The sequence below is a fragment of the Labrenzia sp. THAF191a genome (assembly GCF_009363335.1).
GTDB lineage: Bacteria > Pseudomonadota > Alphaproteobacteria > Rhizobiales > Stappiaceae > Roseibium > Roseibium algicola.
Genome location: NZ_CP045333.1, coordinates 5,994,718 through 6,012,011 on the forward strand (window position 1 = coordinate 5,994,718; position 17,294 = coordinate 6,012,011).

19 protein-coding genes are annotated in these 17,294 nt (G+C 59.0%); 9 read left to right on the forward strand and 10 right to left on the reverse strand.

Going from position 1 to position 17,294, the window contains the following annotated elements; genetic code table 11:
* Nucleotide 1: 1 nt before the first annotated feature.
* The 6 genes from pstA to FIV05_RS27535 all read right to left on the reverse strand — a co-directional run bounded on the left by pstA (nucleotide 2) and on the right by FIV05_RS27535 (nucleotide 7,522).
* Nucleotides 2–1,354: a phosphate ABC transporter permease PstA gene (pstA, locus tag FIV05_RS27510; RefSeq protein WP_152511712.1), complete on the reverse strand. Its 1,353-nt coding sequence runs from the start codon at nucleotides 1,352–1,354 to the stop codon at nucleotides 2–4.
* Nucleotides 1,354–2,823, reverse strand: a complete 1,470-nt coding sequence (gene pstC / locus FIV05_RS27515) for a phosphate ABC transporter permease subunit PstC (protein WP_152511713.1) — start codon at nucleotides 2,821–2,823, stop codon at nucleotides 1,354–1,356. Before pstC ends, pstA begins: the two co-directional genes overlap by 1 nt.
* A 65-nt stretch (nucleotides 2,824–2,888) precedes the next feature.
* Nucleotides 2,889–3,929 carry a substrate-binding domain-containing protein gene (locus FIV05_RS27520; protein WP_023001818.1) on the reverse strand — a complete coding sequence of 347 codons (1,041 nt, stop codon included), beginning with the start codon at nucleotides 3,927–3,929 and terminating at the stop codon, nucleotides 2,889–2,891.
* 354 nt (nucleotides 3,930–4,283) lie between these two features.
* The gene (locus FIV05_RS27525; RefSeq protein WP_152511714.1) at nucleotides 4,284–5,276 is read right to left on the reverse strand and encodes a substrate-binding domain-containing protein; all 993 of its coding nucleotides are present in this window, start codon (nucleotides 5,274–5,276) and stop codon (nucleotides 4,284–4,286) included.
* A 162-nt stretch (nucleotides 5,277–5,438) separates the two neighbouring features.
* A complete protein-coding gene (locus FIV05_RS27530; RefSeq protein WP_152511715.1) occupies nucleotides 5,439–6,794 on the reverse strand; it encodes an ATP-binding protein in 1,356 nt (451 codons plus the stop codon).
* A gap of 242 nt (nucleotides 6,795–7,036) precedes the next feature.
* Nucleotides 7,037–7,522, reverse strand: a complete 486-nt coding sequence (locus FIV05_RS27535; protein WP_152511716.1) for an SRPBCC family protein — start codon at nucleotides 7,520–7,522, stop codon at nucleotides 7,037–7,039.
* Between the two features lie 170 nt (nucleotides 7,523–7,692).
* Between FIV05_RS27535 and FIV05_RS27540 the strand changes: the two genes are divergently transcribed.
* Entirely contained in the window at nucleotides 7,693–8,595 is a 903-nt protein-coding gene (locus FIV05_RS27540) for an MBL fold metallo-hydrolase (RefSeq protein WP_152511717.1), read from the forward strand.
* 12 nt (nucleotides 8,596–8,607) lie between these two features.
* Here the strand turns inward: FIV05_RS27540 and FIV05_RS27545 are convergent, their stop codons facing one another.
* Nucleotides 8,608–9,606 carry a DUF1499 domain-containing protein gene (locus FIV05_RS27545; protein ID WP_152511718.1) on the reverse strand — a complete coding sequence of 333 codons (999 nt, stop codon included), beginning with the start codon at nucleotides 9,604–9,606 and terminating at the stop codon, nucleotides 8,608–8,610.
* A 189-nt stretch (nucleotides 9,607–9,795) separates the two neighbouring features.
* Here FIV05_RS27545 and FIV05_RS27550 point away from each other — a divergent pair, with 189 nt between their 5' ends.
* The 3 genes from FIV05_RS27550 (at nucleotide 9,796) to FIV05_RS27555 (ending at nucleotide 11,915) form a co-directional block, all read left to right on the forward strand.
* Nucleotides 9,796–10,233 carry a hypothetical protein gene (locus FIV05_RS27550; RefSeq protein WP_152511719.1) on the forward strand — a complete coding sequence of 146 codons (438 nt, stop codon included), beginning with the start codon at nucleotides 9,796–9,798 and terminating at the stop codon, nucleotides 10,231–10,233.
* A 287-nt stretch (nucleotides 10,234–10,520) separates the two neighbouring features.
* Nucleotides 10,521–10,664 carry a hypothetical protein gene (locus FIV05_RS31710; protein WP_023001827.1) on the forward strand — a complete coding sequence of 48 codons (144 nt, stop codon included), beginning with the start codon at nucleotides 10,521–10,523 and terminating at the stop codon, nucleotides 10,662–10,664.
* A 276-nt stretch (nucleotides 10,665–10,940) separates the two neighbouring features.
* Nucleotides 10,941–11,915, forward strand: coding sequence for a magnesium transporter CorA family protein (locus FIV05_RS27555; RefSeq protein WP_023001828.1), 975 nt, complete (start codon nucleotides 10,941–10,943; stop codon nucleotides 11,913–11,915).
* Between the two features lie 43 nt (nucleotides 11,916–11,958).
* Here FIV05_RS27555 and pdxH read toward each other — a convergent pair whose 3' ends face one another.
* Nucleotides 11,959–12,594: a pyridoxamine 5'-phosphate oxidase gene (gene pdxH, locus FIV05_RS27560; RefSeq protein ID WP_075281437.1), complete on the reverse strand. Its 636-nt coding sequence runs from the start codon at nucleotides 12,592–12,594 to the stop codon at nucleotides 11,959–11,961.
* A gap of 135 nt (nucleotides 12,595–12,729) precedes the next feature.
* Here pdxH and FIV05_RS27565 point away from each other — a divergent pair, with 135 nt between their 5' ends.
* The 5 genes from FIV05_RS27565 to FIV05_RS27585 all read left to right on the forward strand — a co-directional run bounded on the left by FIV05_RS27565 (nucleotide 12,730) and on the right by FIV05_RS27585 (nucleotide 16,048).
* Nucleotides 12,730–13,143 carry an RT0821/Lpp0805 family surface protein gene (locus tag FIV05_RS27565; protein ID WP_055658077.1) on the forward strand — a complete coding sequence of 138 codons (414 nt, stop codon included), beginning with the start codon at nucleotides 12,730–12,732 and terminating at the stop codon, nucleotides 13,141–13,143.
* Nucleotides 13,144–13,340: 197 nt separating this feature from the next.
* Nucleotides 13,341–14,318: a J domain-containing protein gene (locus tag FIV05_RS27570; protein WP_152511720.1), complete on the forward strand. Its 978-nt coding sequence runs from the start codon at nucleotides 13,341–13,343 to the stop codon at nucleotides 14,316–14,318.
* 173 nt (nucleotides 14,319–14,491) lie between these two features.
* A complete protein-coding gene (locus FIV05_RS27575) occupies nucleotides 14,492–15,022 on the forward strand; it encodes a MarR family transcriptional regulator (protein ID WP_152511721.1) in 531 nt (176 codons plus the stop codon).
* Nucleotides 15,019–15,339, forward strand: coding sequence for an antibiotic biosynthesis monooxygenase (locus FIV05_RS31955; RefSeq protein ID WP_152511722.1), 321 nt, complete (start codon nucleotides 15,019–15,021; stop codon nucleotides 15,337–15,339). The genes FIV05_RS27575 and FIV05_RS31955 overlap by 4 nt, the downstream gene beginning before the upstream one ends.
* Nucleotides 15,320–16,048: a GNAT family N-acetyltransferase gene (locus tag FIV05_RS27585; RefSeq protein ID WP_286202239.1), complete on the forward strand. Its 729-nt coding sequence runs from the start codon at nucleotides 15,320–15,322 to the stop codon at nucleotides 16,046–16,048. The genes FIV05_RS31955 and FIV05_RS27585 overlap by 20 nt, the downstream gene beginning before the upstream one ends.
* On the opposite strand, the gene FIV05_RS27590 is transcribed toward FIV05_RS27585, so the two are convergent.
* Both FIV05_RS27590 and FIV05_RS27595 read right to left on the reverse strand, forming a co-directional pair.
* Nucleotides 16,030–16,575 carry a ClbS/DfsB family four-helix bundle protein gene (locus tag FIV05_RS27590; protein ID WP_152511724.1) on the reverse strand — a complete coding sequence of 182 codons (546 nt, stop codon included), beginning with the start codon at nucleotides 16,573–16,575 and terminating at the stop codon, nucleotides 16,030–16,032. The genes FIV05_RS27585 and FIV05_RS27590 overlap by 19 nt on opposite strands.
* 69 nt (nucleotides 16,576–16,644) lie before the next feature.
* Nucleotides 16,645–17,271, reverse strand: a complete 627-nt coding sequence (locus FIV05_RS27595; RefSeq protein ID WP_286202240.1) for a GNAT family N-acetyltransferase — start codon at nucleotides 17,269–17,271, stop codon at nucleotides 16,645–16,647.
* Nucleotides 17,272–17,294 lie beyond the last annotated feature (23 nt).

The window sequence follows — 17,294 nt, forward strand, 5'->3', positions numbered from 1 at the left end:
CTTACCAGCGGCGTTCAAACCTGCGGCGCAGGATGATAGCGATAATGTTCATGGTCATGAGGAAGACCAGCAGCACGATGATCCCGCCCCAAGCGCGTTCATAGAAGGCCGGGTCGGCACGTTTCGCCCACTCGTAGATCTGGGCCGGCATGGCCGAGTTCGGAGAGAAGAAACCGGCAGCCACACCGTCCGGGAAATTGGAGGCGATGAAGCCGACCATCCCGATCAGGAGCAGCGGAGCGGTTTCCCCAAGCGCCTGTGCCAGACCGATGATCGTGCCGGTCAGAATGCCCGGCATTGCCAGCGGCAGGACATGGTGGAAGATCGACTGCATCTTGGAGGCGCCAATGCCAAGGGCCGCATCGCGGATGCTCGGCGGAACAGCCTTCAAGGAGGCGCGGGTGGAGATGATGATCGTCGGAAGTGTCATCAGCGTCAGCACCAGGCCACCGACCAGCGGTGCGGATTGCGGCAGATGCATGAACTGGATGAACACCGCCAGACCGAGAATACCGAAAACGATGGACGGAACCGCGGCCAGGTTGGAGATATTCACCTCGATCAGATCTGTGAACTTGTTCTGCGGAGCGAACTCTTCCAGGTAGATGGAAGCGGCCACGCCGATCGGCAGCGACAGGAACAGCACCACCAGCATCATGAACAGCGACCCGATCATGGACGCCCCGATGCCGGCCTGCTCCGGACGGCTGTCGGAAGCATCGGTCCCGGTGATGAAGGCCCAGTTGAAGCGCTTCTCCAGAATGCCGGCGGACTGCATCTGGTCAGCCAGATCCAGGTGTGCCGCATCCAGATTCTTGTCTTCGGCAAGATCCTCGCGCTTGACGCGGCCCTTCAGGTAGCCGTCGACACGGGATGAGGCGATCAGCTCGAAGGTTACCGTCGAACCGATCTTGTCCGGGTTGGCAAGCGCAAAGTCACGGACCGTGGCGGCAGCACCCGACGAGAACAGCTTTTGCAGGTCTTTTTCCGACATGTCTGTGGTGATGTTTGCACCGGCGAGTTCCTTGGCAAAGGCGTCGTCGATGATGGCCCGGTACTTGGACGTCTTGACCACCGACTTTTCCGCTTCGGCAATCTGCTCCTGATTGAGCGGTACATCCACCTTCAGGAAGGTCTGGCTGAAGGCGCCAAGGCCGTTGGACAGAATTGCCCACAGCAGCGCAACGAGGAAGAACAGGCCGATGCCGATGGCAATGATGCCGTAGAGCTTGAAGCGCGCTTCAGCGGCGTTGCGCTTTCTGGTCAGCGGATCGAGTTCGAGGATCGACGTGGTCTTGTGCGGGGTCGGAGCGCTGGTCTTGCCCGACGGTGGCGTAAGGGTCGTGTCGGTCATTAGTCGTACTGCTCCCGATATTTGCGCACGATGTAGAGCGCGACGATGTTGAGCCCCAGGGTCACGACGAACAGGGTCATGCCGAGCGCGAAGGCGACAAGGGCTTCCGGGGAGGCAAAGTCGGCGTCGCCGGTGAGCTGGCTGACGATCTTCGCGGTCACGGTGGTCATCGCTTCGAGCGGGTTCATGCTGAGGCGGGCAGCCGCGCCGGCCCCCAGAACAACAATCATGGTTTCACCGATGGCGCGAGAGGCCGCGAGCAGGATGGCCCCGACGATCCCCGGCAGGGCCGCCGGCAGAATGACCTGCTTCACGGTTTCCGAATGGGTGGCACCAAGCCCGAGCGAACCGTCACGCATGGCCTGCGGCACAGCGTTGATGATGTCGTCGGAGAGCGAGCTGACGAAAGGGATCAGCATGATGCCCATGACAGCGCCCGCGGTGAACACCGAGGAAGCACCGGACATCCAGCTTACGCCGAGCGCACCGCCGGAGCCGAAGACGTTCATCAGAAGCGGGCCGACTGTGAGCAGCGCGAAGAGACCGTAAACGATGGTTGGAATACCGGCCAGGATCTCGAGCAGCGGCTTGGCAACGGCGCGTACGTGCGGCGTTGCATACTCAGACAGGTAGATGGCAGCGAACAGACCGATAGGCACGGCGACGGCGAGTGCGATCAGGGAGATATACATGGTCGCCCAGATCAGCGGCACGATCCCCAGCTCCGATCCACCGCCGAAGCTCGGCGCCCAGGTCAGGCCGAAGAAGAAGTCCGCGGCCGGATAGAGCCGGAAGAACTCGACCGTGTTGAAGATCAGCGAAAGCACGATGCCGACAGTCGTCAGGATGGCGATCGAGGCTGCTGCAATCAGGATATAGCGGACGACCGTTTCCACGACGTTGCGGGCACGGAAATCCTTGTTGGTGCGCAGAACACCGACAGCGAAACCGATCAGGCCGACCGCCAGAACGGCGATTGTCCGTAACAGCAGGCCTGTGCCAGAGATGCTGCGGTATGTCTGCGCGGCCCGCAACGTTTCGGCGGTCACTTCGGAACCGAGCGCGACACCTATCTCGCCGAGACGGCTGCGCACGTCGGTCAGATCGGTACGGATGGAAGACGCCATGTCGGCCGACATGGCACCTTGAGAAACGGCAAGGTCGAGACCCTCGGCAACACGTACGACGTCGCTCATGACGAGGTCGAGCGAACTTGCGGCAATGGTCTCTTCGGAAATCTTGGAGGAAACCTGACTGTCAAGAATGATGGGCTGGAAGATCAGCCACGCAATGAGCAGCAGGAGGGCAGGAACCAGTATCGAAACAACGACGTTCCAGCCGTAATAACCAGGCAGGGAATGGAGCTCTCGCACATCCCCTCCGGCAGAACTTAAGGCTTTTCCGCGGCCGACTATGTATCCGGCGACAGCCAGAACCAGCAGCGCAATAAGAATATATGGAAGTGACATAGGGCGACCCAACCGGCAAAGAAGAAAGAAAGGGCGGCCGAAGCCGCCCTTCCGGAAAGATGTGCTTAGTTGCCCATCGTTTCTTCGGCTTCGATGGAAGCCTGCGTAGCGGCAAGCTCCGGATCGGAAACCAGGCCATACTGGGCCAGCGGGCCGTCCGGGCCAGCGATTTCGTCAGAAACGAAGAACTGAGCGTATTCTTTCAGGCCCGGGATAACGCCGATGTGTGCCTTCTTGATGTAGAAGAACAGCGGACGGGAAACCGGGTACTCACCCTTGGCGATGGTTTCGGTGGACGGAGCGATACCGGCCATCGTTGCCACTTTGAGTTTGTCGGTGTTGTTCTCGTAGAACGCCAGGCCGAAAACGCCAACGCCGTTCGGGTTGGAGTCGATGCGAGCCAGGGTCTCGGTGTAGTCGCCGTCGATGTCGACCGACTTGCCGTCCGTGCGAACTGCGATGCAGGCGTCTTCAGCGTCGTCTTCGGACATGCCGCCGTCGATCATGGCTTTCAGAGCGCCGGATTCTTCACAGCCAACAGCCAGAACTTTTTCTTCGAACACTTCACGGGTGCCGTGCTTGGTGCCCGGGATGAAAGCAGCAATTTCCGCGTCCGGCAGGGAAGCGTCAACTTCGGACCACTTGGTGTACGGGTTGTCGACGATCTGACCGTCCTTCAGGACTTTCGGGGACAGAGCGTTGAACCACTGAACCTGGGTGAATTCGTTGAAAGCCGGGCCGTCTTTCTGGGAAGCGAAGACGATGCCATCGTAGCCGATGCGGACTTCGATGATGTCTTTCACGCCAGCTTCGGCACAAGCCTTGATTTCCTTCTCGCGGATAGCGCGGGAAGCGTTTGCGATGTCGATGGTGTTTTCGCCAACGCCGGTGCAGAACTTTTTCAGACCAGCAGAGGAGCCACCGGATTCAACGACCGGTGTCGGGAAATCGGTGTTTTCGCCGAATGCTTCAGCAACGATGGAAGCATAGGGAAGAACCGTGGAGGAACCAGCAATCTGCACCTGGTCGCGGGCCTGAGCCGAACCAACGAATGCAGTGGAAGCAACGGCAAGAGCAGTTGCGCTAACGAGGGTCGTAAATTTCACTTGACCACTCCCTTTGAATGTCAAGGTTTCTAGATGATCACCGCGCTTGGATGTGCACGAGCGATGCGGGGAACCTAGGCTCCACGGATGAGAGTTCTATGACAGTTCCTTTTCAGTTTTGTGACAATTTAAGATGCTGAAATTACTCAAGAAAACCTGTTCCTTGACGGTTTTATGTCGCAAAGGGTCACAAAAACCCGCCTCGAGGCGCACATGGTGCAGCTCTCGCTTGCCTCGGCAAAGCTGACAGGAATCCCTTTTATCCATCTGGCGAGCCTTACGCCTGATAAGGGAGGCTTTCAGGCACCTGCCGCAGCGGCCGAACGGGATTATGCATTACCCGGCTCGGGTCGGTCAGAGTTGCAAGGCCGGCAACGTCATTGCGTCGGCCGCCTCTTGCGCGCGTTTTTCGGCAGACAGGGGAATCAGTCCCTTGCTCGCCAGATACCCATCGTCACCCCAGGCCTCTTCGCTGGTGAAGGCAGCCACATACTCCTCCATGCCAGGAATAAGGCCGACGTGTTCCTTCTTGATGTAGAAAAACAGCGGGCGGGACACCGGGTATTCCCCGGAGGCAATCTTTTCGAACGTCGGCTCGACCCCGTTGACGCCGACACTCTGGATCTTGTCCCGGTTCTGCATCAGGAAGGAATAACCGAAGATGCCGACCGTCACGGGATTGGCCTCCAGAGCACCGACGATCAGGTCGTCGTTCTCGCCCGCTTCGACAAAGCTGCCGTCCCGGCGAATGCGGGTGCAACCGTCCTTTTCCAGATCCTTGACCGTCTTGCAGCCTTCTTCCATGACAAGTTCCTCGAACGCGTCACGGGTGCCGGAGGTCGGAGGCGGTCCAAGCACCTCGATCTCCTCGTTCGGCAAGTCCGCATCTATGTCAGACCAGGCGAGGTTGCCGTTGTCGACAAGCTGTCCGTCCTTCGGAAGTTTCTCGGCCAGTGCCTCGAAGATCTGCTCCACTGTCAGGGTGAATTTCGGGCCATTGCGCGAATTGGCCAGCACGATGCCGTCATAGCCGATTTCCACTTCGACCGGCGTGACACCGTTTGCGAGACAGGTGTCCAGTTCCGAAGGTTTCATTCGCCTGGATGCATTGGTGATGTCCGGTGTGTGTTCACCAACGCCCTTGCAGAACAGGCTGAAGCCGGTACCCGAGCCCGTGGATTCGACAATCGGGAACTTTACGCCGTTGCTGCCGACCGCTTCTGCGACCGCGGTCGCAAACGGAAATACCGTGGACGAGCCGACGATAAGCAATCGGTCACGCGCTTCGGCGGTCAGGGATGCCAAACAAAAAACGCCACACAACACAGCGCGGGCTGAAAAATACATCGGCACGTTAAAACTCCTGGACAAAAATGCTGGCGCGATCCGGCAAGACAGGCCTTCCTTGCGGCGGATCGCCTGACCGGTCACAAAAGACTTTTCCGATCTTGCAGTGGCAAGTCTCTAGCAGTCTCGCGTCTCAGGAATACGACAGTCGCCAATCCGGCATCAGGCGGAGATCTTCTCGGGCAGACCTTCAACGTTCCCCATGGCTGGCAAACTGACCTTGAACGTTGCCCCCTGCCCCGGCTCGCTCTCCACCTCCAACCGGCCCCTGTGGCGTGTCAGGATGTGTTTCACGATGGCAAGCCCGAGGCCCGTCCCCTTCATCGCCCGGCTCGATTCGACATCGACCCGGTAGAACCTCTCTGTCAGGCGCGGCAGGTGCTCACGCGGAATGCCCTCACCGTAGTCGCGTACCGAAAGTTGCCAGGTCAGTGCATCCTGCGGTGTCTGCGGTCTTTCAAGACCGACGTCGACGAACTTGCCGTCATGGCCGTATTTCAGCGCGTTTTCGATCAGGTTTTCCGTCACCTGGATGAGCTCGTCCCTGTCGCCCCTGATCCGCACGGGGGTGTCCGGGAGTTGAAGCCGGATCTCGACGCCCATGTCCGAGGCCAGCGGGGACAGCGCATCCGTCGTATGCCGGACGATTTCTGACAGATCGACAGCATTTGCGGGACGGACGTGCGCCTTCAGCTCGATCCGCGACAGCGACAGGATATCATCGATCAACCGGCGCATGCGCCCAGCCTGATCCAGCATGATGGACAGGAACCTGTCCCGCGCTTCCGGATCGTTGCGCGCAGGTCCTTGCAAGGTCTCGATAAATCCGGTGAGCGAGGCCAGAGGCGTGCGCAGTTCGTGGCTGGCATTGGCGACGAAGTCCGTGCGCATGCGTTCAAGCCGGCGATTTTCTGTCAGGTCCTGAATGACCACCAGAATGAAGTCCGGCAAGCTCGGCATCTTTTCCAGACCCGCGCTTCCGGGCATGTAGATCGGCGAGATATGAGCCTCGTACCAGGTTTCGGTCGGCACCTTCTCGATCCAGCTGATCTTCTCGGCCTCACCCGTTGTGCAGACGCGGTCGAACGCTTCCAGCAGCGAAGGAGCCCGGAGCGAGAAGGACAGAGGATCCCCCGGTTTCACGCCTTCATAAATCGACAGCGCCTGCTTGTTGACATAGCGGGTGATGCCCCGCCCGTCGGCAACGAAGCAGGGTGTCGGCAACGCATCAACGGTGACCTTCATGCCCGTACCCGGCCACATCCTGCGGATTTCCCGCTGGGCATTCAGCTTGACCCTGCGGCTCGAAGACTTGCGTGGCACGAAACAGGCCACGACAACAATTGCCGCCATGGCGAGCAGCGCCGTCGTCAACGGCACTTCATGGAAGAAGACCGCGCCTGCGGCTGCAGCAAACGCGAACAGCAGAATCCAGCGAGCTTCGCCAAGTCGGGTCAGCGGCGATGCGGCCTGCCGGTCTTCAGCAGGCTCTTCGATTGGCGAAGGCGGTTGGGTCATGGACGGTCGAGCGAATTCGTTTCAGCAGTTAGGTGTCCCGAGTGCAGACACTATTTCGACGTCTCAGTAAATGTGCAAGACCGGAATAGGGAGATCGGGGCAGCGTCGGACCACTCCCCTAACACGGAAAGCATGTCAGCCAAGCGACAGACAAATACACCCCTGAAAACGGGCTCCCCCACCAACACTGTTCGCGTCAGATGAACTGTAACTGCCGAACGGGCGCTAAATACCCGCACCAATCACGAATTTTGAGGCAAGGGATGTCTGGCGGCGGATTTCAGGTTGTCCAGTATACGCGGCCAGCCATCAGGCTGGCGCATGCGTTCCAGATATTCCGCTCCCGCTTCACCATGTCTCAGAAACTCACTGTGAACGATTTCAAGGCGCGTGCTGTCCCCGGCCTCGCGGAAGTTCACCATGACACGGCTTGCCGTCGCAGGATCCGCAACGTCCTCGCCATCCCGGCTAACTTGCCAGGCCAGACGAATGTAAAGTGGCGGCTCCAGTGAGAGGACGGTTCCCCAAACCCTGTGCTGGCCTTCACTGTCGATCTCATAACAGCTACCACCCGCGTAGGGATCGATACCCGCCTGAACCTTGCCGTCGCCCGCATCCTTGAAAGGCGATGTCCACCACAGATCAAGCCGGTCGACAAACAGTGAAAACGCCTGGCTCCGCGGCAGATTCAACATGCCTTCAACCCGGCACTCGGTGTCATGTGTCATGATTTTCCGTCAAATTCGTTCTTTCCAACCCCAAACGCACTGTTTCACATTTGGACCCGGCTTGGCAAAGTACCGCTTCCCTAGCCGATTCAAACGTCAGATACATGACGTACAGACCGAGGCAGAACCCGCCGAGACCGGCGCCCCTGGCGGAACCAACTGGAGACATCATGAAGCACGATCGCGCGTTCGATCCGCAATATGGAACTGCCGTCGAGCTGATGCCGGGCGTGCGCCGGCTGACGGTAAACAACCCGGGGCCCTTCACCTTTCATGGCACCAACAGCTATCTGCTGGGGACCAGTCGTCTGATCTGCGTTGACCCCGGGCCTGCCCTGGAAGGTCAGGTCGACACCATCTTGAAGGCTGCACAGGGCGCAGTCATCGAGGCGATCCTGATCACCCACACGCATGTGGATCATTCGCCGGGCGCACGGCTGTTGAAAGAAAGAACCGGTGCCGAGATCATCGGGTGTGGGCCACACCGGCCGGCACGAGCGCTTCTCGAAAACGAGGTCAATCCGCTCGACGCCAGCGGCGACAAGGACTACGCGCCCGACAGGTTGCTGGAAGATGGCGAGATGTTCGAGGCTGCAGGCATTTCGCTGGAAGCCGTCGCCACCCCCGGCCACACGTCCAACCATCTGTGTTTTGCCCTTGCCGGGGAACCGGTTCTGCTGTCGGCCGATCATGTCATGGGCTGGTCGACATCGGTCGTCGCCCCACCCGACGGCAGCATGCGGGACTACATGGCCTCGATAGACAAACTGCTGGCCCGTTCCGAATCCGTCTATCTGCCTGGACACGGCGGTATTGTTCGCAACGCCATCGACTACGTCCGCGACCTGAAGCAGCACAGGCTCGACCGGGAAGCCTCTATCCTTCATGAACTGGCAAAAGGCGAAAGATCGATTCCGGAAATCGTATCGGTGCTCTATGCAGCGGTTGATCCGGCGCTGCACCCGGCGGCAGGTCTGTCCGTATTCGCGCACCTGGAGGACCTTGCGGACAGGGGCCGCGTCGAAGCCAGTCCGGAGCTGTCTCTTGCCGCCCGCTATCGCCTCACCGGCTGAGCCTGCAAGCGATCAGCCTTCCAGATCGACCGCATCCAGACCTTCGGCAACCGGCGCATCCTCGTCCTCGAAATAGGGTTTGAAGCTCGGCAACGGAATGGTTTCGCGCAAGTCTTCAACCGGTTCGGCCGGCAGGTCTTCTTCCAGCTCGGTCTCGTCGACCGAAAGCCGCGCCAGATCGCCATATGTTTCCAGGAGCACACGGTCGATCTCGCTGAAGACAAGGCGAATCCGGTCCGCATTGTCGGTCAGGTCCTTCAGCGGTGTGCGCGAACGCGAACGAACGTCAAGCAGGGCCCCGACCGAATCCGGCCGGACACGCAGTACGATGTCGTGTTTCAATCCCAGGATCTGCGAAGTGCCCTCGGCCTGCAGATAGGTCGGTGCATCAAGGAGATCGGGCGGCAGTTCGTCAACGACCTGCCAGTTCAGACCTTCAAGCGCCTTGACACTCGCCGCATGCAGTTGAGCGGTAGAAATGCGGTATCGGCGCGGAACGATATCGGGGTAAAGACGGTCTTCCGCCGAATTGGCCATAGCACTCATGCCCGGCGCGGCACCGGTATAAGCGGCAACGGCCGGCCAGACGTCTTCAACAAGCGCGGTGTTCAGCCAGTCGAGAAAAGGCTGTTCGCTTGAAGCCACATTTGTTTCAAGTTCGGGTGGATCGGTTCGGTTGGTGGCCAGGTCGCTCGCTCCCGCGTGCATGACCAGCATTCCGACCACAAGCACAGGCGTCGCAAGCGCCAGCAGCCCCAGGAACAAACCTGTGAGCGCCGCCGGCACGCCGGGTCCGCCATAGGTCCAGATCCGGTGAAAGCCGAACAGGGCGAGCAGAATGGCGGCGAACGCAATCGTAGCCGCTGCAATCAGAGACAGGACAAATACATCCGCGTCGATCAGGCCGAACCGCTTTGCCAGAAAGGCAATTGCCGCGAGCGCCAGCGCCACGGAGCCGGTCGTGCGACTGGCCGGTGCCGAAGCTGTTTTATAGACGGCGTAGCGCTTCATGAGATCCTATCTCGCCTGGCTTGCCGCATTGGCGCGGCAAGGTGTCCACCTGATTGTTTCTTCGTTTACAGCCAATTTGTCAAAAATGAACTTCACTTCGACAGTGAACACATCATACATTCCTTCTGGGCAAACGATAAACGTGCAAGCAAGACACGCCGGAACTACAGTTGCAAATCGGGGTAAGGCATGACCGGATTGCGGTCCCGTCATACGGCGAGCGAACAGGAACACCACGCTGCCGGTGACGGAAAACAAAAGGCGTTTTCACCATTTGGCTTGTTTCGGCCGGGCTCTGCCAATATCTGCCTGTGCCACCTGCTGGTTCTGACGATACTCCTGTCGCCCATCGCCCTGGCATTTGCGATCCTCTATGCCGAACCGGGCGGACGCTGGCTACAGGCCCACTATCACTACCTGCGGACAACCATTGCCCTCTTGGTCATAGGCCTCGGCACTGGTGGCCTGATGATCCTTCTCGGAGCTTCGATCTCTTCTGCATTGATGCTGGCCGGACTGGGGCTTTGTGCCACGACGGTACTGCTCAGCTACGCGCGGTCGCTGCTTGGATTCTTCAGTGCCTTGCGCGGCTCTCCACTACGGAATCACAGAAGCTATTTCATATGAATGGGCAGTCATATACTTACCCAAATGACTGGCAAGCTTAATTCGTAAATAAATCCTTACCGTATTACTTCAAATCCGGCCGGGATTCGTTACATCTTGTTATTGTTTTTGACTGGCCGATTTCCGCCAATAAGCGCATGCTTTTTCACATCCATTGCGAAAACCGGCTGAAAGGCGTGTTTTCTGCCTTCCGTTTGCCGCAATTGGATACGACATGCACACCGCCCGCGAGCCATGAAAACTTTAACCCAGAGAGCGGGCACTGGAAAAGACAACGGACGAGACAAATGTCTGAGCAATCTGCCCGCCCTGCCCCGAAGCAAAGCGCCGACGCGAAACTGGTGAACCTCTACAAGCCCGTCGGCATCGCAGCCCTCAATGCAGCTGCCCTTTGCAAGAATTCGGGCACGGTGGCCAAAAAGAAGAACTGAGCCGCTGCGCCATAGCGTTCGAAGACGCGGCAAGCCGCTGGTGACGGCCAGCTTGCCATGGTGTTTCGAGACGCTGTTTGAATACCGGCATGACCGGTCCAGGATAGCGTTCGGACATGCAATCGGTGACGATTGAATGTCCGCGATCCTGAAGCGGCCAAGCCCCGTCGGGGTGCCGCAAAATCACTTTCTTCAGACGGTTGCCGTCTTCCGATCTGTTGGGCAAACTGCCGCCGAACAGGGCACGCTCCGTGTCCTTCGGCGGAGATTGCCTGCATGATCATTGCCTACTGCCCGACCGTCAAAGGTCTGGAGCGTCTTGAGCTTGCCTCCGGCGCCCCCCTTCCGACCACGTCTGTATGGATCGACCTGGTCGCCCCGACGCAGGAAGAGCAAAAGGCAGCAGAAAAGCTGATGGGCGCGGAAATCCCGACACGGGACGAGATCGCCTCCATCGAAACCTCCGAACGCCTTTATCTGGAGCCCGGCGCCGTGGTGATGACCGCGCAGCTTCCGATCGCCACGCAGATGATCGACCCGGCGCTTTCGTCTGTCACATTTGTCGTCAATGCCAAGCGACTGGTGACAGTGCGCTATGGCGAACCGAAATCCATCGCCCTTCTGTCCCGCAAGGTTCAGGCCGATTCGACGATCGCCCACAAGGGGCCGGCTGTTCTCTTCACGATGCTCGACATCATCGTCGACCGGTGTGCGGATGAAATGGAAAGCGCGTCAGCGCGGTATGACAAACTGGCAGTGCAGGTGTTCGGCGACGGCCTCAACATGCGCAAGACCGCAAGCTATCAGATCGCCATCAAGCAACTGGGACAGATCGGACTGCATGTGTCCAAGATGCACGATGTCTGCACCAGCCTGTCGCGGATGATGCTTTACCTCAGCACACATGCCAAACGTCTGAACCTGAATGAGGAACAGGAAGCCGACTGCAAGATGTTCGGCAGGGACATCCATTCCATCAAGGAACACGGCGACGCACTGGACAACAAGCTGTCCTTCCTCCTCGACGCAACGGTCGGCCTCGTCACGCTGGAGCAGAACCAGATCTCGAAGATCTTTACGGTCGTCAGCGTGATCTTTCTGCCACCGACCTTGATCGCATCGATCTACGGCATGAACTTTGCCAACATGCCCGAGCTGAACTGGCAGCTCGGGTTCCTGTTCTCGTTGGGCCTGATGGTGTCGTCGGTCGGGCTGACGTTCCTGTTCTTCCGCTGGAAACGCCTGCTATAACCGGTCCGGCATCTTGAAACTTTCGACCCCTGTCGCAGGCACGTTACGGATAAAGGCGCGCCTTGGACCATGGCTGATCCGCGCCAGTTCGGGTGAACTGCACGCGGTCATGAAGCCGGAACGGCCGGTCGTGCCAGAATTCGATGGAAACCGGCACCAGGCGCATGCCTGACCAGTGGTCGGGCCGCGGAATGTCGCCGATACCGAACTTGGCGGTATATTTCGCCACTTCCTTTTCCAGCGCGAAACGGCTTTCCAGCGGCCGCGATTGCCTGGACGCCCAGGCACCGATCCGGCTGCCGCGCGGCCGGGAGCGGTAATATTCGTCCGCTTCCTCGTTCGAAACCTGTTCGACCAGACCGCGAATGCGAACCTGCCGGCGCAAGGACTTCCAGTGGAAGCACATTGCAGCCTTGCCGGCGGAGAGCAGCTCCTGCCCCTTGGCGCTTTCGAAATTTGTGTAAAAAACAAAGCCGCGTTCGTCGAAGTCCTTCAGCAGAACCATCCGCACATTCGGCAGGCCGTCTGCGTCGACGGTCGACAGCGCCAGTGCGTTGGGATCGTTGGGCTCAGAAGCCCTGGCGTCCTCAAGCCATTCTGCAAAAAGCTCAAATGGCTTCACTACCTCTGTAAAGTCACCTTTTGTTAACTCTTCAGGGGGATCTTTAAGGTCTGTCATCGGTAACCTGTCGAAGGAAACGACAGCCTTTAAAGCGGCTCGAAAAAGCCGGACCGGGGGGCTGCCTGAAAAATGTATCGTATGCGTTCATATACTGCCGGGCACATAAAGATCCAACCCTTAGCCGCACTTTGCATGGCCATTGCAACCGCACTTGGCGGCTGTAGCCAGTTGTCCGTTCCGGTGGGCAGCAACAACATCGATTCTCCGACAGTCCTGACCGGCTCCATTCCGTCCGCATCCGACGTCGCCTATGCCGATATCAACGAGGACGACCGGTCTGTGATTGCGCAGAACCTCGACACAATCAGCCAGGACCTTGCCGCCGGAAAGCCGACGCAGGCCTTGTCGCTGACGTGGCTCAACGCGATCAGCGGCAATTCCGGCACATTGTCGAACATCAACGCCTCCACCTACAGTGAGACAGGCTGTCTCGGCTTTCAGACGACGGCGAATACCATCGTCGGCATCAAGCTTTACTCCGGCACGGCCTGCCGGGACATCACGCAAAAATTCGCGGTCACCAGCCTGACTGTCGCCGAAGCTTGAACCCCGTCAAAAAACCGCTAAAACCGGAAGGTCCTCAAGACGAATTCGGGGTCTGGAATTTTTTCCTATCCATCCCGATATAGAGGACAAGTCCGGTCAAGCATGACCTGCTAAACTTGCACGCTTGTGTTCGGCTCGCCGAACGGAGCAGTGCGCGGGGCAGCCTGCCGGAAAATCTTAGGAACCTGGTGAGACGAATGCGTGATCCCTATAGCGTTCTCGGGGTGGCAAAATCTGCCAGCGAGAGCGAAATCAAGAAGGCCTTTCGGAAGCTGGCCAAAAAATACCATCCGGATCAGAACAAGGATGATCCGACGGCCGCACAGCGTTTTTCCGAAGCAAATCAGGCCTATGAAATTGTCGGCGACAAGGAAAAGCGTGCCAAGTTCGACCGCGGAGAAATCGATGCGGACGGCAAGCAGCGCTATCAGGCGCATGGTTTTGACGGCTTTTCCGGATATGACGACTTCGGCGGTGCACGCACCCAGAAGACATCCGGTGGCGGCGGTAGTTTCGACGATATTCTGAATGACATTTTCGGCAGTTTCGGCGGTGGCCGTGCACGCGCCGGCGCAGGTGCAGGCGCTGGACCCGGTGCAGGTTTCGGCGGCGGAGCCCGTGCGAAGGCGCCGCCCAAGACAAAAGGCGCCAACGCGGAAATCGTCGCCCGCGCCTCGCTGGAAGACATCGTCAACTCCGGCAAGACCCAGGTAACGCTTCCGAGCGGCAAGACCGTGAATGTTACCCTGCCCAAGGGGGTGGTCGAAGGCGAAAAGATCCGGCTCAAGGGCCAGGGGCACCCGGGGGAAAACGGCGGCCCTGCAGGCGACGCCCTGGTCGAGATCCGCTTCAAGCCCCACAAGCTTTTCGAAGTGAAGGGATCCGACCTCCACCTCGACCTGCCTCTGACACTTTATGAAGCTGTTCTGGGCGCGAAGGTGCGTACGCCGACCCTGTCCGGTGCTGTCAACCTGACCATTCCGGCCAACGCCTCCAGCGGCAAGTCCATGCGGTTGAAGGGCAAGGGCCTGCCGACCAAGACCGGTGGTCATGGCGACCTTCTGGTCAAGCTGCAGATCGTTATGCCGCCGCATGGCGACGACGAATTGGACACGCTGATGCGGGCCTGGAAGGAAATCACTCCGTACCGCGCACGCGGACCGGAATTCGACTAGGCCGCTCCTTCGTCAACTGTTGACCGTCATCTCGCCACGCCAGTGCCACTGGTGGGGCGAGGTTTTTCAACCTTCCACATCTCCACCTCAGGTCAGTCTCCAATTTCTCGACAGCTAGATCTTGCGAATTTACATAACTAGTTATATATCAAGTTATGTAAATGGAGTGACCCATGAGCGAAGATGTCGTCCGCGCGCTTGGCTATGCCACCCTGGGCAGCCGGCTGAAGCGGATCGGGGAAATGCTGCAGGCACAAACGCAGATCGTTGCGGCCGAGCTTGCCGACACCAGTCTGCCGACGCCGCACAACCCTGTTCTTGCCGCACTTGACCGGCAAGGCCCGCTGAGTATCGGCGATCTGGCGAAAACCCTTGGCCAGAGCCAACCGGGCGTTACCAGAACGATCAACAAGATGAAGTCGGACGGACTGGTTGAATCCGTTCCCTCGCAACAGGACCGTCGCGTGACGACTATCGGCCTGACCGACAAGGGAGTCGCCCTCGTCGCCCATCTGAAAGAAACGCTCTGGCCCGCGATCACACTGGCAGTTGCCGATGCCTGCAACAGTCTGGAAGGTCCTTTGCTAGACCAGCTTGCAGGTCTGGAGGACGCCCTTTGCACGAGGCCGCTTTCCGTCCGCTGCAAGGACAGGCCGTTGCAGGACTGGAACTCTCTGCAAACGCCCCCGGAGATTGAACCATGATCAAGCGCATCTGGCACGGCTGGACGGACCCCGGCATGGCCGACACCTATGCTCATGTTCTCACGACACAGGTCATTCCGGGCATCGAGGCGAAAGCCATTCCCGGCTATCTCGGCATCGAGGTGCTTCGAAGGAACCTGGAAACCGAGGTGGAGTTCATCACCATCATGAGTTTCCGCTCGCTTGACGACATCATCGCGTTTCAAGGCCCGGATTACGAGCGCTGTTATGTGCCCGATGCCGCCCGGGAAGTGCTGAAGCGATGGGATCTGATTTCACAACACTATGAGCTCGAAGATGCACGCAGTTATGAATGAACCGAGCCGGGACAGCCTTCTGAAGCGGGTCGTCTGGTCAGCCCTGACCTCCCGGCATGCGCAATTCAGCCAGGGAGGCGACCTTGCCCGCCGTTTCGATCCGGCCATCTCCCCCTTTGCGGCGGCGGCGAACAACTCGCCCGAAGCTCTGGCCGCGCTGGCGAAGCTCATTCAACCCGGTGACGACCGGGCTTTCATACTGCAGGCGGACGACATCGCCCTGCCCCAAGATCTTGAGGCAGAGATTACCACGCTGGGTGTTCTCATGGTGGAAGTTTCCCCGTCAGCAGGCCCATCCCGATCGACTTCAATCGTGCAGCTGGACGAAACCGATGTCCCGGAGATGGTCGAGCTTGCAACGCTGACAAAACCGGGTCCGTTCACCGCACGTACGCCGGAGCTGGGCACTTTCTTCGGCATCAGGCTGGACGGCCGTCTGGCTGCAATGGCGGGTAGCAGGATCAACCTCGACGGCTATACGGAAGTCAGCGGGATCTGCACTCATCCCGATTTCCGAGGCAGAGGCCTGGCATCCGAGCTCTCTCTTCATGTGACTGAAGTCATCAGGAGCCGCGGCGACATTCCATTTCTTCACGCCTACGCGGACAATCACGGAGCAATCGCCCTCTACCGCAAGCTGGGTTTCGAAATATGGCGGGAGGTCAACGTAGCCGTTGTCAGACGCAAGGCTCAGGTCGAACCGGACTGATCACTCACATCTGAATTGCGCCGGTCTCTTTCCTCCTGAAACTGAGCGAGACGTTGGCGAAGATATTTCGAAGCCGACCGGTAATGGCTTGGACCGGCGGCTTCCGCCCACCGTCCCGTCGTCCAATTGTTGTTGGAGCCTTTCATCGGCTCGCCGTAGAGTTCGTCATTCTCCAGACTTTCCACGAGGGCGAGCAGTTCGACGTGGTTTCCCTCCAGAAGGGATCGCACCGATCGCCAGGACAGACCGGATTGCCTTTGCCGCAAGTCGGCATTGTATCTGGGCGTCTCGTTCCACTTGTAGCCTTTGGCCGGAAACCAGACCGGTCTGCCGGCCTGGCCGTCCCGGTACCAGCCCAGAAACAGGTCTATCCAGTGGGCCCGGTGACCGACGATATCCTTTGGCGATATACCGTCCGCATCCTTTTCAAGACGCAGCATCGCCGGCAGGTCATCGAGAAGCGTTTGCAACTTTGAAAACTCGCTCTCGCTTGCGACGAGCAATTCCGTTTTCGAGGTTGCAGGCATTCCGCTCTCCCGTGACCACACCATTCAGAGCGAACTGTGCGGAGCCAAACCCTTGTTGGCCCTTGGCGACTACAAGCTTCGTCCGCACCAGATGGTGCCATGAGATCCGCTGTTGCTGACTGTCAGAACCGGATGGAACTCCCGTGCTGTCCAGAAAGCGAGCCCGGCTTCGTTGGCAGCGCTCACTCCGGCATGAACGGCCGATACGCCCTTCAGTTTTGCGGCCGCAATCCACGCGTCCAGCAGCCTGGTACCAACTCCCCTCCCGCGCGCACGCGACAGGAGGTTCATGTGAATATGCGCCGGATATTCATCGATGACGGCCTGTGGCACGGGCGACGGATTGTGGATCGTGCGGATCCGCTGATCATCGGCTGACTGCACGGTTTCCTGCTGCACCGGTTCCGGGTAACGCTCCCGCAAAGCCGGCCACCATTCCCTCTCCAGTTCGTGCTCGAAAGCCCGTGTATCGCTGACGCCGACGGCATAGCCGAACACGCCAACGTCATCTTCAACGACAAAGCTGATGGGACCTTTCAAAGCCACATAGGGTCCTGCATAGATATGGCCGATCAATGCAGGGTCAGAATAAAGATCCGTCGCATCGCGCCCGGCCTGACCGGTTTTCAGGCAGATATCGTAAACGGCTTCCAGGTCCCGAAGCTCGGCCTGCCGAACGATCATGGTATCAGTCATAAGCATCCGATTTCTGTCTTCAA